The 15332-nt window shown below is 42.8% G+C and carries 17 protein-coding genes; 5 read left to right on the forward strand and 12 right to left on the reverse strand.

Annotated features, from left to right (window positions below):
* From KKZ03_RS11010 to zwf, 8 genes are all read right to left on the reverse strand, one after another.
* Window positions 1-1164, reverse strand: a complete 1164-nt coding sequence (locus tag KKZ03_RS11010; protein ID WP_243216916.1) for a cytochrome D1 domain-containing protein — start codon at window positions 1162-1164, stop codon at window positions 1-3.
* Between the two features lie 163 nt (window positions 1165-1327).
* On the reverse strand, window positions 1328-1633 hold the full coding sequence (locus KKZ03_RS11015; protein WP_243216917.1) for a cytochrome c: 306 nt from the start codon (window positions 1631-1633) through the stop codon (window positions 1328-1330).
* A gap of 135 nt (window positions 1634-1768) precedes the next feature.
* Window positions 1769-2080 carry a cytochrome c gene (locus KKZ03_RS11020; RefSeq protein WP_243216918.1) on the reverse strand — a complete coding sequence of 104 codons (312 nt, stop codon included), beginning with the start codon at window positions 2078-2080 and terminating at the stop codon, window positions 1769-1771.
* Window positions 2080-3660, reverse strand: coding sequence for a nitrite reductase (locus tag KKZ03_RS11025; protein WP_243216919.1), 1581 nt, complete (start codon window positions 3658-3660; stop codon window positions 2080-2082). The genes KKZ03_RS11020 and KKZ03_RS11025 overlap by 1 nt, the downstream gene beginning before the upstream one ends.
* Before the next feature lie 494 nt (window positions 3661-4154).
* Window positions 4155-5456 carry a citrate synthase gene (gene gltA / locus KKZ03_RS11030; RefSeq protein ID WP_243216920.1) on the reverse strand — a complete coding sequence of 434 codons (1302 nt, stop codon included), beginning with the start codon at window positions 5454-5456 and terminating at the stop codon, window positions 4155-4157.
* A gap of 53 nt (window positions 5457-5509) precedes the next feature.
* Window positions 5510-6160, reverse strand: a complete 651-nt coding sequence (locus tag KKZ03_RS11035) for a bifunctional 4-hydroxy-2-oxoglutarate aldolase/2-dehydro-3-deoxy-phosphogluconate aldolase (protein WP_243216921.1) — start codon at window positions 6158-6160, stop codon at window positions 5510-5512.
* A gap of 107 nt (window positions 6161-6267) precedes the next feature.
* Entirely contained in the window at window positions 6268-8088 is a 1821-nt protein-coding gene (gene edd / locus KKZ03_RS11040) for a phosphogluconate dehydratase (protein ID WP_243216922.1), read from the reverse strand.
* Between the two features lie 35 nt (window positions 8089-8123).
* On the reverse strand, window positions 8124-9593 hold the full coding sequence (gene zwf, locus KKZ03_RS11045) for a glucose-6-phosphate dehydrogenase (protein ID WP_243216923.1): 1470 nt from the start codon (window positions 9591-9593) through the stop codon (window positions 8124-8126).
* Between the two features lie 369 nt (window positions 9594-9962).
* Here zwf and KKZ03_RS11050 point away from each other — a divergent pair, with 369 nt between their 5' ends.
* The 3 genes from KKZ03_RS11050 (at window position 9963) to KKZ03_RS11060 (ending at window position 10970) form a co-directional block, all read left to right on the forward strand.
* Window positions 9963-10196, forward strand: a complete 234-nt coding sequence (locus tag KKZ03_RS11050; RefSeq protein WP_243216924.1) for a thioredoxin family protein — start codon at window positions 9963-9965, stop codon at window positions 10194-10196.
* 14 nt (window positions 10197-10210) lie between these two features.
* Complete coding sequence (locus KKZ03_RS11055; protein ID WP_243216925.1) at window positions 10211-10384, forward strand: hypothetical protein; 174 nt, start codon at window positions 10211-10213, stop codon at window positions 10382-10384.
* A gap of 223 nt (window positions 10385-10607) precedes the next feature.
* On the forward strand, window positions 10608-10970 hold the full coding sequence (locus tag KKZ03_RS11060) for a hypothetical protein (RefSeq protein ID WP_243216926.1): 363 nt from the start codon (window positions 10608-10610) through the stop codon (window positions 10968-10970).
* A 155-nt stretch (window positions 10971-11125) separates the two neighbouring features.
* Here the strand turns inward: KKZ03_RS11060 and phoR are convergent, their stop codons facing one another.
* Together phoR and phoB are read right to left on the reverse strand one after the other, a co-directional pair.
* Complete coding sequence (gene phoR / locus KKZ03_RS11065) at window positions 11126-12403, reverse strand: phosphate regulon sensor histidine kinase PhoR (RefSeq protein WP_243216927.1); 1278 nt, start codon at window positions 12401-12403, stop codon at window positions 11126-11128.
* A 5-nt stretch (window positions 12404-12408) separates the two neighbouring features.
* Window positions 12409-13101, reverse strand: coding sequence for a phosphate regulon transcriptional regulator PhoB (gene phoB, locus KKZ03_RS11070; RefSeq protein ID WP_243216928.1), 693 nt, complete (start codon window positions 13099-13101; stop codon window positions 12409-12411).
* A gap of 205 nt (window positions 13102-13306) precedes the next feature.
* On the opposite strand from phoB, the gene KKZ03_RS11075 reads away from it, so the two are divergent.
* Entirely contained in the window at window positions 13307-13606 is a 300-nt protein-coding gene (locus KKZ03_RS11075; RefSeq protein WP_243216929.1) for a DUF5710 domain-containing protein, read from the forward strand.
* Window positions 13607-13655: 49 nt separating this feature from the next.
* Window positions 13656-14159: a M48 family metallopeptidase gene (locus KKZ03_RS11080; protein WP_243216930.1), complete on the forward strand. Its 504-nt coding sequence runs from the start codon at window positions 13656-13658 to the stop codon at window positions 14157-14159.
* A 57-nt stretch (window positions 14160-14216) separates the two neighbouring features.
* Here the strand turns inward: KKZ03_RS11080 and KKZ03_RS11085 are convergent, their stop codons facing one another.
* Window positions 14217-14675, reverse strand: coding sequence for a YaiI/YqxD family protein (locus KKZ03_RS11085; protein WP_243216931.1), 459 nt, complete (start codon window positions 14673-14675; stop codon window positions 14217-14219).
* 433 nt (window positions 14676-15108) lie between these two features.
* The gene (locus KKZ03_RS11090; RefSeq protein WP_243216932.1) at window positions 15109-15279 is read right to left on the reverse strand and encodes a hypothetical protein; all 171 of its coding nucleotides are present in this window, start codon (window positions 15277-15279) and stop codon (window positions 15109-15111) included.
* Window positions 15280-15332: the final 53 nt, after the last annotated feature.

Raw genomic sequence — 15332 nt, forward strand, 5'->3', positions numbered from 1 at the left:
TTATAAACCTGTTTTGTGTGCCCGTGCACTAAAGAAAATCCCGTTAGGCTTTTGCGCCGGTAGTCGGGTTATTTCCTGTAACGTATCGGTATCATAAATAACCAGTTGATTATCATCTCTTACCGCAACCCAGACTTGTTCGCCGCGTGGCGTAAATTCCATGTGCAGAACGGCCTTGCCAGGTATTAAGGTTTTTCTTAACGATAAGTCCTTAACATCAATAACTTGTAGTTGATTATTATCAGGCATGGCAAAATTAACCCACACTTGTCGTCCGTCCGGTCTGGCCATGACAAAAACAGGTTGTCCGGGAACCGGTATGGCTTTGACAAGTTGCCAGTTTTGTTTGTCGATAACCAAGACTTCATGCTTGCCGATAGCCGGAACAAAAATAAAGTCGCCCGCTACCGCCCAGCCTTCCAGATGCGGCATTTTGTAAACAGGAAGTTTTTCATCGGCCTTAACGTAGTCGGGTAAAATACGTTTTACGCCGTTTCCGGTGTTCCATAAGTCCAGTAAAGCCATACCGCCTTCACCAAATAAACCGGCAATATAATAACGGCCATCTGGCGAGATCAAGGCATCATAAGGTAGTTTGCCAATATTTTTGAATTTTTCAATAACCGGTTTTTGCGGGTTTTTCATATCCAACGTCCAGATTTCGCCGGCATCAAACAAACTAAAAACAAAACGCTGCCCAGGCGCATCAACCAAACCAACGACTTTGGAAAGTTTACCGTCGCCGTAGTCAGCAGGAATATCAGCTATCAGCTCCAGCGTCGCTGAAGAAAATACTTTAACGCCGCCGGGTGTGTAATTAGAAACGGCAATTAATTTGCCATCTTGAGATATTGCTCCGCCAATGCTGTTGCCCGCCTGAATAATGCGTTTATCCAGTTTATCCTGCAATAGATCGATTTTACTTAAACCGCCATCCCGACCAAAAATATAGGCATAACGCTGATCACGCGAAAATACCACGGATGCATGGGATAAATCCCCCAGGTTGCTTATTTTGGCCAACTGTTTGTGTTCAGTGGTATTGATGATTAGTGCTGCGCCGTCTTCGCGTTCAATGACGATACCTAAATCACCGGTTGCGCGTAGCTCTGCCAGTACGTTGAACGACAACAGAAAGCTTAAAAGTGATAATATTTTTTTCATAACGATGTTAATAATGAAAACAGCAGCCAATAATTTTAGCGGCCATCGGCAATTTTATAAATTAGATCGGCTTAGCTATCAATGCCTGTTAATCAGCATAGGCATGAATAAGGCAACCCACATGAAGTGTTCCGGCAATCCATATGGTGTACCGGAACATATTTTAATGTACTGACTTGCGCAAAACACCAATCAGCCACAAAGCCTCATCATGATTCATAAACGGTTGCCACGGTGGCATAGCCGTATTTTTGCGTCCGTTAAGAATCGTTGTAACTAAAAACTCATCCGGTTTTTTATCCAGACTTTCGGGTAGTAATGCTGGTCCCATACCGCCTTGCAGGGTTAAGCCATGACAGGCGCCGCAATCATTTTTAAGCAGATGGCGCAACGCGACTTGCCGCTCCGGCGAAGGATCACCAGCCAAACAGCTGGTGGTGATACAGAGTAATAGCAGCCACTTTTTCATAGTTGGATTAGGCACATAAAAATAATTAAACTTTTTTCGACTTTCCACTTAACGCGAAATAGCACCGTAGGATGCGCTGAGGTAAGAAGTACATCGATTGTGGTTGATACGCCTCCTTACTTACGTCGGCACATTCTATGGTTTTAGGCCAGCATAATACGCTGCGACATTATCGATATCGTCATCGCTCAATGAACCGGCAAGCGCATTCATAATGTCAGATTTTCGGGTTTTATCGCGGTATTGTTCGAGCGCTGATTTCAGGTAAGCAAAATCGCGTCCAGCCAATGGTGGAAACGGTGCATCCGCAGAGGGTGTTTTAATACCGTGACATTGTGAACATACCGCCGCTGCTCTGGACTGCCCCGCATAAATACTGGCGGCATTGACGCTGTGGGTTGATAGCAACCCCAATATCAATGCGCCTGAAAGTACCATAAGTCTCATTATTTTGCCCCTTTCATTTCGTCAGGTGAAAGACCGCGTGTCATGTATTTGGTTCTGCCATGAGAGAAGAGACCGGCGGGGCTTTCCATAGCAATGGAGGCTATTTTTTGTAAAGAGGTTGAGTCATAAACTACGACTTCATCACCGCTGTAACCAGCACTGATATACAGAAATTTACCATCGGCACTGTATTCAGGAAAATAAGCATGACCGCCTACATCCAGGGTTTTTACCACCTCAAGCGATTTCTTGTCGATCAACTGAACGGTGCGGGCACGTCTGTCTTTAGAGATAATGTCCACGGCAACATAAGGTGCATTGGCATGGGCAGCAGGCGATTCAGTTCCGCCAGCGACGGGCACTTGTTTAACCACTTCCATTTTATCCAGATCCCAGACACTGACGACCATTTTGTCGCAATCGCCAAAGTTGGTGCCAAATCCCAAGGTACGACCGTCTACTTCAACTGCTGCGCCGCCGCCAACATGGGGTACGCAACCCGCTTCAAGTTTTTTGATGATTTTGCGTTCTTTTAAATCAATCGCGGTGACAATGCTGTCGTCATAAGAAGCTACCATCAACTTGCTACCGCCATGGGTTAAAAAGGCATCATGCAGATGTCGACCTACATTTTCAATTTTGGTAACAGGAAAGCCTTCTTTTAAATCAACCACCCAGACTTGGCCGGCATTTTCCAAGGCAATGGCAAAGATATCGGCAAACGGTGTGCCAATAATCATACCGGAATCGGAGGAGACCATTTTGCCGTCTGGATCAATACCTTCAAGCTCAAATGTTTTGAGTGGTTCCAGAGTTTTGGCATCAAGAATGACGGCATTGTGCGGCACATAAGAGCCAGCCATGATGTATTTACCGTCGCGGGAAACACCCAGGCCGGGACCATTGAAGCCGGTTTTAACGCTACGCACAATTTGCATGGAATAGAGGTCGACTTTGAATATTTCTGCGGTGTCATTTTTCACATAAGCCCAGCGCGGGTTGGCTGGGTCATAGTCAATGATATGCGCAGCGGTACCGGTTGCGATTTCACCAATTTCTTTATGGGTAACGCTGTTGATAAACACGGCTTTTGAACCCAAGCCGCGCCCATATTTACCACGAGCGGCGACGCCGATAATATTATTAATATCGTCGATTTCATAGGTTGGTTTGGCGGGTAGTGTGCTTTCATCTTTAACATATACTTTGATTGACGCTTTAATATCATCAATAGTCCAGGCAGGATTGGCCTGTTTAGGGGTTGCTTGTAAATGTTTAACCAAGCCGCGAATTTCATCATCCGTTAAGCGACCGTAGAACGGAGGCATTAAGGTGTCAAAACTGCCGGTCATAATAATGCTGCGTAACGCCGTAGGGCTTCGGCCTTTTAATGATTCTGAATTTAATCCGGGAGCAATAAATCCGCCATGGTCTGAGCCGTGACAACTGGCGCAATTATCTTCATATAATTTATGCATTTTTTTTGCATCATCAGTCGCTGCCTGTACGCAAATTGGCAAAAGAAGGGCGGCTAAGCTGGCGATGACAGATTTGGACAGATGCTTTTTTGTTATTTTCATATTTATGGGCTCCAAGTAGTATTGAATCAATATTATCTTGTCTGATTGAAAAGCTCAAGTTTGATTTTGGTTTATTGCCGGTAATCGCTAAAATTAGCGATGAATAACAGTATTGCACAGCCAGTTATTGACAATTATTTCCTTCCTGAAGCGTACGTTTTTCGGAGACAAACTGACTTTTACCATCATAATTAATAATGGCCGAATTAAAATCACATTGCGTGGCAACATGCAGTTTATTGAGCGGGATAATACGCCTTTTTTGCAGTTATGTTCAATGGGCTAGTTTTGGGAAAGTCTTGCCATAGTTAAGGGGGCTACAGGGGGGAGGGGTAAATAATGTAGCACCGGAGTGAAAAAATCGTTAAATAACAGAGAGTCAGTGACTGCCATTGATACGTTTAATCGCCGCAGAATCACCGGGCAGAGATGCCCGGGATTTGCTCATGAGAATTATGGATACTCATGTTTTTAGGGAAGGAGTATCTATCGGCTTAAACTGGTTTACCATTCCGTTCAGGAACATCGCGCCTTGTTGCACCGGTATAAAGTTGTCTTGGTCGGCCAATTTTTTGATCGGGATCTGCTATCATTTCATCCCAATGTGCAATCCAACCGACTGTTCTGCCCATAGCGAACATGGCAGTAAACATGTTGCTGGGTATACCTAAAGCATGCAAGACAATACCTGAATAAAAATCGACATTTGGGTAAAGTTTTTTTGAGATGAAGTAATCATCTTCAAGCGCAATACGTTCAAGTTCAAGAGCTAATTTGAATAATTTGTCATCATGCAAGCCCAGTTCTGTCAGGACTTCATGACAAGTTGCTCGCATTAATGTCGCACGTGGATCATGATTTTTATAAACGCGATGGCCAAAACCCATCAACCTGAACGGGTCTTGTTTATCCTTGGCCTTATTTATATAAGTGGGGATATGTTCAACATCATCAATTTCTATCAGCATGTTGAGTACGGCTTCATTGGCACCACCGTGAGCTGCACCCCAAAGGCAGGCAATCCCGGCAGTAATGCAAACGTATGGGTTGGCACCGCTGGAACCGGCCAGGCGGACGGTTGACGTTGAGGCGTTTTGTTCATGATCGGCATGAAGAATTAAAATTCTGTCCAGTGCCCGTACCAATACCGGATTAGGTACAAAGTCATCACAGGGTGTTCCCAGCATCATCCGCATAAAGTTTTCCACATAGTTCAACTTGTTTTGTGGATACATAAATGGCAGACCGGTGCTGTATTTATGGCACATTGCGACAATTGTTGGTACTTTGGCAATCAGGCGAATGGCACTTAGGTCACGATGCTCTTTGGATTGTATGTCCAGTGCGTCGTGATAAAAAGCCGACAATGCACCCACTACAGCAACCATAATAGCCATCGGGTGCGCGTCACGCCGAAAGCCTTTGAAAAAGTTGGTCAGTTGGTCATGTACCATCGTGTGCATGGTGATAGTACCTTCAAACTCTTGCATTTGGGGGTTGCTGGGCAACTCACCGTTCAGCAGTAAATAGCAAACCTCAAGAAAAGTACATTTTTCTGCCAGTTGCTCAATGGGATAACCACGGTAAAGCAATATACCTGCTTCACCATCTATGTAGGTGATGGTTGAGCTGCAACTGGCGGTAGACGTAAAGCCAGGATCGTAAGTAAACATGCCGGTTTGTTTATACAGGGTCTCGACATCTATTACATCAGGTCCCGTAGTTCCAGATAAAATAGGTAGCTCGCATAAAGTCTGATCGTTCTCATTTAAGATCATACTGCGTGGATTGGTCATGGCTTTTCTCTCTATTTTAAAAACGGTATGGCACTATCGCAAAGTCAGATAGTTCAGGCGTGAGTAACATTAGCGATGGCTTGTTTTGCCAATTCAGTGACTTGTGCCCAGTTTTTAGATTTTATGGCATCCGCAGGAACCAGCCATGATCCGCCTACACAAGCGACGTTACTTAAGTTTAAATAGGCGCTGTAATTTTCAGGGGAAATTCCACCCGTTGGGCAAAAAGTGGCTTGTGGAATTGGGCCTGCAATGGATTTTAGCATCGGAATACCACCAGCCGCTTCAGCCGGGAAAAATTTGAAGTGATCCAGGCCGTATTCCATGCCCATCATTAATTCTGACAGAGTTGAAATTCCTGGAATCAAGGCAATATTTCCTGCCTTGGCAGCAGCCAGTAGCGTAGGCGTTAAACCGGGGCTAATGGCAAAAACAGCACCGGCATCTTCAGCTGCTTTTAATTGTTCAGGAGTCGTAATAGTGCCTGCACCAACAATAGCTTCTTTAACTTCCTGGCTAATAAGGCGTATGGCATCCAATGCGACCGGTGTGCGCAGGGTTATTTCCAGTACTTTAATACCACCGGCAACCAAGGCTTTTGCCAAAGGCACGGCATCGTCCAGATTTTGAATAACCATGACGGGCATGACAGGTCCGGCGTTTAAAACGTCAGTAGGTTGGATTTTCCAGTTATTTGAATTCATTGTATTACCCGGTAGTTTTGTAGGTTGGGTTAGTATGGCGTAACCCAACAAATAGGTTGGAAAGGCAGCCTACGCCAGCCTGATCCAACCAGCATTATTATTTTAAGTTAATCAACAAGAAACAAGTTGGAAGCGCCTGTTTCAGCGGAAGATGCACCTAGACGGAAGCGACCAAACATCTCGCGTCCCATACCATAGTGATGGTTTTTAGCAGAATTGGGTGCCGGAATTCGGGCATTAAATTCCGTGTCATCAACCAATACATTAATATCGCCGGTTTGCAGATTCATGGAAATAATATCTCCCGTTTGTACCTTGGCCAAGGGACCACCGGACTCACATTCCGGGCACATGTGGATAGCTGAAGGAACTTTTCCCGAAGCACCTGACATACGACCATCAGTAACCAGTGCGACCTTGAAGCCTTTGTCTTGCAGAACACCCAATGGTGGTGTCAGTTTATGCAGTTCCGGCATGCCATTCGAACGAGGTCCCTGAAAGCGGATAACCGCAATAAAATCTTTTTCCAGTTCACCGCGTTTAAAAGCGGCAAGCATATCTTCCTGGTCATCGAATACGATGGCAGGGGCTTCAACGATTTGATGTTCCGGTGCTACGGCTGACAGTTTGGATATACCGCGACCCAAGTTGCCGTGCATAACATGTAAACCGCCACCGACAGCAAATGGTTTTTCTACGGTGCCCAGAACGTCAGTATCTAAAGAAGTTTCCGGTACAGGTTCCCAGATCAATTTGTTGTCAATAAGTTTGGGTTCCTGACAGTAGTTGTTCATGCCGCGCTGATCGGCAACCGTTATAATATCTTCATGCAGCAGGCCGTTTCTCAACAGTTCAGCAATTAATACTCCCATGCCACCAGCCGCCTGAAAATGGTTAACATCCGCAGGGCCATTGGGATAAATTTTTGTGATTAATGGAATCGCTTTGGATAGATGATTAAAATCATCCCAGTTAAGAACGATGCCGGATGCACGGGCAATAGCGATTAAATGCATGGTATGGTTGGTTGACCCGCCCGTTGCCAATAAACCAATGACGGCATTGACGATGGCTTTTTCAGAAATCATATGGGCAATCGGGCGATAATCATCGCCCAGCGCGGTAAATTTTAAAACTTGTTTGGCTGCGGCTTTGGTTAATTCATCACGTAACGGTGTGTAAGGATTAATAAATGAACTGCCAGGCAGATGTAAGCCCATAATTTCCATCATCATCTGGTTACTGTTTGCCGTGCCGTAAAAGGTACAGGTACCCGGGCTGTGGTATGACGCAGATTCTGCTTCCAGTAGTTCTTTACGACCGATTTTGCCGATAGCGTAAGCTTGGCGTGCACGCGATTTTTCTTTATTGGTTAAGCCACTGGGCATGGGGCCGGCTGGGATAAATATTGCTGGTAAGTGACCAAAACTTAGCGCACCAATCAACAGGCCCGGTACAATTTTGTCACAAACGCCCATATATATTGCGCCATCAAACATATTGTGACTCAAACCTACCGCAGTCGCCATGGCAATCAAGTCACGGCTGAATAATGACAGCTCCATGCCAGGTTGGCCTTGAGTGATTCCGTCACACATTGCCGGTACGCCACCAGCAACCTGAGCCACGCCGCCCGCTTCCCTGATAGCGGCTTTGATTAGATCAGGAGCATCCTTGTAAGGTTGATGAGCCGACAACATATCATTATAAGAGGTAATGATGGCAATATTGGCTTTTTGATCGCCGGTTAAATCGGCTTTCTCACTGGCACTGCAGGCTGCAAAGCCGTGAGCCAAATTACCACAGCCCATTCCGGAACGAATAGGGCCTTTTTTAGCGATAGCATCAATATAGGTGATGTAGGCTGAGCGGGTTTTATGACTACGCTCAATAATTTCTTGAGTCACTTTTTCAATTACGGGATGCATATTTTTTCCTGTTTTAGAGTTAGACGGAGGCTTAGTTATTCTTCCCAGGCACGGCCATCTCTGGCAATCAGGGCGACTGAGGCGACAGGCCCCCAAGAGCCAGCAGAGTAGGGCTTGGGAGTATCTTTATAATGATGCCAAGCATCTTGTATGGAATCAACCCATGTCCAGGCTTGTTCAATTTCTTCGCGGCTAAGAAAAAGGGTCGGATTGCCGCGCATGGCTTCAAGAACCAGCTTTTCATAGCCGCCAAAAATACGGCTCATTTTAAACGTATCAGAAAAGCTTAAATCCAGCTTAGTCTTTTGCAGTTTGATATGTTCGTCGATGCCGGGTATTTTGTTAAGCATCTCAATTTCTACACCCTCATTCGGTTGTAGATGAATGATTAATTTATTGGGCGGCAATTCACGAAAGCTGTCTTTAAAGATATTATGCGGCAACTGTTTAAAGTAAACGACAATCTCGGTACGTTTGCCGGTTAAGCGTTTACCTGTACGTAAATAGAACGGCACACCTGCCCAGCGCCAGTTATCAATATCAACGCGTAAGGCGACAAAACTTTCTGTCGTGCTCTCGATATTGGCACCGTCTTCTTCAAGGTAGCCTGGTACCGGCTTTCCTTTAATATAACCAGCGCTGTATTGTCCGCGGACGGTTTTTTCTTCAACATTGTTACTGGTAATTGGACGTAGTGCTTTAAGGACTTTTATTTTTTCATTTTGAATGCTGTCAGCCTCCAGATCGACAGGCGGTTCCATGGCAATAAAAGTCAGAATCTGTAACAGGTGGTTTTGCAGCATATCCCGCAACTGTCCGGTTTTATCGAAATAATCCCAGCGACCTTCAATGCCAACTTCTTCGGCAACGGTAATCTGAATATGATCAATGGTGTTGTGATTCCAGTTTGTGGTGAAAATAGAATTGGCAAAGCGTAACGCCAATAAATTTAATACCGTTTCTTTGCCCAGGTAATGATCAATACGATAAACCTGTTTCTCGGTGAATACATTTGCCACTTCATCATTAATTTCTATTGATGATTTAAGGTTATGGCCGATAGGTTTTTCCATCACCATCCGCGAGTTTTCAGTCAAAATTCCTGATTTATCCAGTCCTTGGCAAATGCTTTTAAACAGAAATGGGGATACGGCAAAGTAATTGACCATAACCCTTGATTGCTGATCAATCACAGCATTTAATTGCAGATATTGATCCGGTTGGGTTAAATCTATTTTCAGATAGGAAAGTCTGGTTGAAAATCGTTCCCATACTTTGTTGTCAATACCATCGCTTAAAAATTCCTGCAAGCTTTTGTGCGCAAGTTCAATAAATCCTGAGCTTTTTATGTCATGCAGATCTACCCCGATGATCCGCGTATCAGGCTCGATGAAATTAGCGTTTTCAAGGCGATACAAGGAAATGAGCAGCTTGCGTTTCGATAGATCACCCATGGCACCATAAATGATTAAATCACAGGGTTTAAATGTTTTTTTGGCTTTCATGTGTCGGTTATCGAGTAAAAAATTATAGGCTGAGTGTAAGAGAAACGCAGTTTTTTTGCGAAATATTCAGGCATCATTATCGCAGAAATCGTCTCAAGATGCTGTATTGATTACAATCCCTTTACTACCAAGTGATTGAGGTTGTTATTAATACTGCTTGTGCAATTAATGCCGGTGTTGGTGTGTTATATAGCTACGTAAATATTTCTATGGAATAGTGTTGAGATAGTCGGGGTACTTTAGATACTGACGTTACTCTGTGTGGCATGGTTGATTGAGTATTAGTAGCGAATCGAAATATTGTTGACATGTGCTATAAGTGCTTTTATAGTAGCGATTCACTACTAACATTTAAAAAGGTAATTATTTATGAGTATTGCAATTTTTTATCATGCCGGTTGCCCGGTTTGTTTGGGTGCAGAGCAAATGGTCGCCGATGCCATTGACTGTACAAAATATCAGGTTGAAGTTGTGCATCTCGGTGACCATGCTGATCGAATAGCTGAAGCTGAAGCCGCCGGGGTTAAATCAGTTCCGGCATTGGTCTTAAATGACCAGGTTTTTCATATCAACTTTGGTGCATCCATTGATGACTTAAAATAAATAAAGGGGGTTGTATGATTGAAGAAGCACAAAAAAAAGACCTATTCTGGTTATACGTCGGAGTTGCTGTGTTTGTGATAGTAACCGGGATTTTTATGATTAAGCAAAGTGAGAATGAAAAGTTTGCACCGATTAAGCAGCAACTAGACGAGGAAAATGCGCAAATGAATATCAGGGTTTTGAACTGATTTAAATTATTTCATTTGCTTAGTAATAAGGTGATATTCAAGAATGAATACCCCCAAAATGGCGCAGGATTTTTGTTCATTGCCTGGGCGAAAAAATAGATGGGTAACTGGCTACATAATTATGTTGACAGTACAGGCAATGAATGAAAAGACCCGTGTCGTATCAGCTTTAGCGCATTAAAATGATTTAGTAAAAACAATAATAATAACCGGGAGAAAAATTATGAGACTTAATTTACTGGGCCTGTTTGCAGTATTGGCCTTTTTTTCAGGTACAACATCGGCAACAGAATATATTTACAGAGATCTTATGGCAAACACGAGGCCTTCACCGGGTTGTGCAGTAGAATCCGAGGCTATTGCAACAGCTTCCAAGCCTTACAATATTAAAAGTTACAGTAAAAAATTTTGTCAAACGCAGGGTTACGGTTGGCACGTTGAGGCAATCAAGGATAAAGGTAAGGTCGTTTGTGCGCCATGTAGTGATACTAATAGCGGCAAAAAACAATGTCATCTGGAAGATGTCGTTGTTGCCTGCAAGCTGATTAAACCCGGTTCGGTAGGTATGTTGCCGGGTAAAGGCTAGTAAGATGATTTCCTGCGCCATTTGGGTATTTAGTTCTTGGCTATCACCTGAGGTGAGATTTTTATGGCAATAGAACTTATCTGATGCTTAACCTGTAGGAAAACAGTTTTTCCTACAGGTTGCCATTGAATAATGGCGAGACGCCGGATAATGCTTTACATGCAAATTCGACAAATAGGAAAGCGACAGCTAAAACAACTGCCTTTGCCTAGTTCACTGGTGATGTTCAAGTGAGCATCGTGGCGCATTAGTACGTGTTTGACAATAGCTAAACCTAACCCGGTCCCGTTTACTTTTTTGAGTCGCTTGGTTTCAATCCGGTAAAACCGTTCTGTGATTCTGGGTAATTCTGCTTTTGTAATGCCTTCCCCCTGATCTTCAATAGCCAGTATTATGGATACATTGTCTTGATACCAGCGCACTTTTACCAGCGAGTTTTCCGGCGAATATTTGAGTGCATTACTTAATAAATTAGTAAAGGCACTGCGCAATTCCTGTTCTTCACCTCTAATATGTACAGGGGTTTCCAGGGTTAATTCAATTCGTCTTGACGCATTTTCCAGCGTATCGCCTTCTTTGCAAATTTGGCTTAATAACTCAGGTACATTGACACATTTTGTCTTTTTCTGTTGAGTTTCCAGACGAGCCAACAATAATAAGTCATCAACTAGATGCTGCATACGCTCCGTTTGCCCCAGCATTTGCTGGAACGAGTTGGTTAATAAGGGAGAGTTTTCATCATCCAGATCTTGTAAGGTTTCCAGATAACCTTTTAATACGGTTAGTGGCGTTCTTAGTTCATGAGATACATTGGCCACAAAATCCTTACGCATTCGTTCCATCTTTTTTAGTTGCGTAACATCTTGTGCCAGCAGTAATCGCAGGCCTGCTCCATAGGGTATGATTCTTACTTCCAGGGTAATACGGTTGTCGATAGGCGAGGGTAATATAACGGATTCTTTATAATCTCCGGATTTCAGATAACCGATAAATTCAGGGAAACGAATGAGATTAGGGATTCGTTGACCTTTATCTGATTGCTGCAAACCAAAAACATCTCTCGCCGCTTTATTTGCCCAGTCTATTTCATCATCAATGCCTAAAACAATGGCAGCGTCAGGTAAAGCTTCGGTGGATTGGCGAAACTGATCAATCATTTTACCCAGTTTCTTTTTGCGACGTTTTTCATCCTTTTTAATGCGATAAATATGGTAATAAATTTCTTCCCAAATACCGGTTGCCTTTGGATACTTGCCTCTCCCACCAGTACTTATCCATTTTTCAAACTGATTAATCTGAATTACCTGACGTACAATGATGCCAACCATTAGTAACAATAATATGGGTAGAAATACCCCCGTTAATGCGCCAAAAATTGCTGTTGCCAATAATAGCAAGAGCAATCTGGTTATCTCTTTTTGCCAGATACCCATAGTTTTTAATCCACCAGTGAAAACCGGTAACCAAAGCCACGCACGGTTTGTACTAAATCTTCGCGCCCGTATTCCTCAAGAATTTTTCTCAGTCGTCGAATATGAACATCAATAGTGCGTTCTTCAATATAGACACTACGACCCCAAACCTGATCCAGCAATTGAGTTCGGCTGTAAACTTTATCGGGATGGGTCATAAAAAAATGCATTAATCGAAATTCGGTGGGACTCACTTCCAATTGCTTGTCGCCTATACTTAGGCGGTGCTGTTCAGTATCCAGTATTAAATCACCCAGAATAATTTGGGCCTGGCCTTGTATTTTTCCACTTCTACGCAAAACAGCGCGAATCCGTGCGACCAATTCCTTAGGTGAAAAGGGTTTGGTCATGTAATCATCAGCACCAATTTCAAGGCCTCTAACTTTGTCCTCTTCTTCGCCGCGTGCCGTTAATAATATAATGGGGATATCACGATAAACAGGTTCTTTCTTTAAGCGTCTGGCCCATTCAACACCGCTAATGCCTGGTAACATCCAGTCCAGCAGTATTAGATCCGGCAGGTTGTCATCCAATGCTTTCTGAGCATCTTCTGCATCACCGGCAGCAATGGGTGCAAAACCAGATTGCTCAAGAATCATCATTAACATTCCTCTGATGGCATCTTCATCTTCAACAACGAGAACATTAAAATTAGACATAATTAGTATATTGAATAAAAATTGGCTATTGTAACAAAGACCTTATTACTTCATTATGACAAAAGTTTAAAATTGAGTCTTAAATTTGTAAAAAAACTGGTTCCATAAACTTTCAGAAAGTAAATTTCAGTCAGCTTGCAAAGACAATGATTTACAATAAAAAATTTACAAAATCAAGCCTGATTGATAACACATTATAATGACAATGCCTAAAACATACCTCACTGTGCCTTATGCACAAAAAGATGCAGTAAAAGCACTAGGTGCCAAGTGGGATGCTGTCAACAAAAAATGGTATGTTCCTGCAAATATGGACTGCACTGTTTTTGCCAGGTGGCAACCTCAAACGGGTACTTTGGAATCATCTCCAACAATCAGTAAACCTGTTATTCGTAAGTCATCGACCACCGATGCTTCTGCAAAAAATACCGCCGTTGGTATTATTACCCAGGCAACAGACAAAAACTTTGTTGCCTATAACGGCGATGAACCGCCCTGGGATTAAGAGATATTTTTGCACAATATCGACCGGCTAACAAATCTGAAGAGTTAAAATGAGCACATTAAAATATCTTACTGGCTACCCTGTAACAATAACAGATCAGATCCATAGCCTTATCGATAATGATAAATTGGCCGGGCTATTATTAAAAAAATATCCTTTTAGCCATGATATCAGAACTGACAAAGCGCTTTATAGTTATGTCGTGGAGTTAAAGAATCAATTTCTCAGACAATCCGGTCCGCTTAGTAAAGTTATTTATGATGACAAGATTGATGTAATCCATCAAGCCTTGGGGCTACATTCGTTTGTATCCAGAGTTCAGGGTAATAACCTGAAAGCAAAAAATGAAATTCGAATAGGCTCGGTTTTTAAAAATGGTCCATTGGAATGCCTTAAAATGATTGTTGTGCATGAGCTCGCCCATTTAAGAGAAAAAGAACATAACAAGGCCTTCTACAAATTATGCGAGTATATGGAACCGGATTATCATCAGTTAGAATTTGATATGCGGCTTTATCTGACTTACCTTGATCAGGTTGGAAAGCTTTATTAAATATTTTTTTCCAGAGTCTGTAGGGGGGGGGTGGTAAGAAAAACATTACCCTGTCTTTTATTCATTTTCTGACAGTTGTTGAGTCAGAAAATTATCCAGCTGATTGGCAAATGCTTGTATATCGCGTGAGTTTAACGCAGAGGGTCCGCCGGTATCGATTCCGCTACCGCGCAATGTATCCATAAAATCACGCATATTCAAGCGATCTCTAATATTGTCCTCGGTATAACGTTCGCCGCGATGATTGATGGCATGGCCACCTTTGCAGATTACTTCATACGCTAACGGAATATCCCCGGTGATAACTAAATCATCAGCATTTAAATTTTTGACAATGGCATTATCCGCCACATCGAAGCCCGAATGTACTTGCAGCAACTTGATATAGCGTGATGGTGGAGTTTGCAGGTATTGGTTAGCGACCAGCGTCGTTATTATTTTGGTGCGCTCGGCCACCCTAAATAAAATGTCTTTAATCATTTTCGGACAGGCGTCCGCATCAATCCATATTTGCATAACTTATTCTCATCAGTGAAAAATCACAAAGCTTCCTGGTTGTCAGGTTTACCTTTTTCGGTAAAATTCGATTTTATCTGTTTATGTCGTTGAATGATATTAAGCGGTGTTGGTTGTTTGATAAATCTTAATGAAAGCAGGAGAATAACTGTCTTTTTAGAGTAAAAAATGGTGTCAGTATCAGGATATTCGCTGGAGTGAGGATCAAAAATTTATTGATGCACTGAGGAGCAGTTATCTAAAGTTTTGGTTAAATTGTTCAGTTATCTTGGGGTAGGGCTGAAGTTTGCCATAAATGGCAATACTATTTATGCGCAAGGCGTTTTAAACAAATGGTTAAGCAGAAAGACGACTGCAAACTTAAAACCTCCAAGACGTTTAAGCCCTGGAAGTTTTTAGAATAATTGGTTAAGCAATTTAACCAAAGACAACACTAGCATGCAATTTGCTCAGCTTTGGTCCGTTTACGATTTAAGTTAATGTTGCTGGCAATGGTCGCAGATGCGAACAGTGTGGATGAGATGATAAATTCGCCTGAAACAAAACCAACCAGGCCGATTATAAACATCGCTGCGGTTAAAATATCTTTTTGAAGATCGTTCATGGATAAGTTCTCTTATAAAGTTGAAGGGTTTTTTTAATTTACAACTTAACTAT

The sequence above is a fragment of the Methylobacter sp. S3L5C genome, assembly GCF_022788635.1.
In the GTDB taxonomy this organism is placed as follows: Bacteria; Pseudomonadota; Gammaproteobacteria; order Methylococcales; family Methylomonadaceae; genus Methylobacter_C.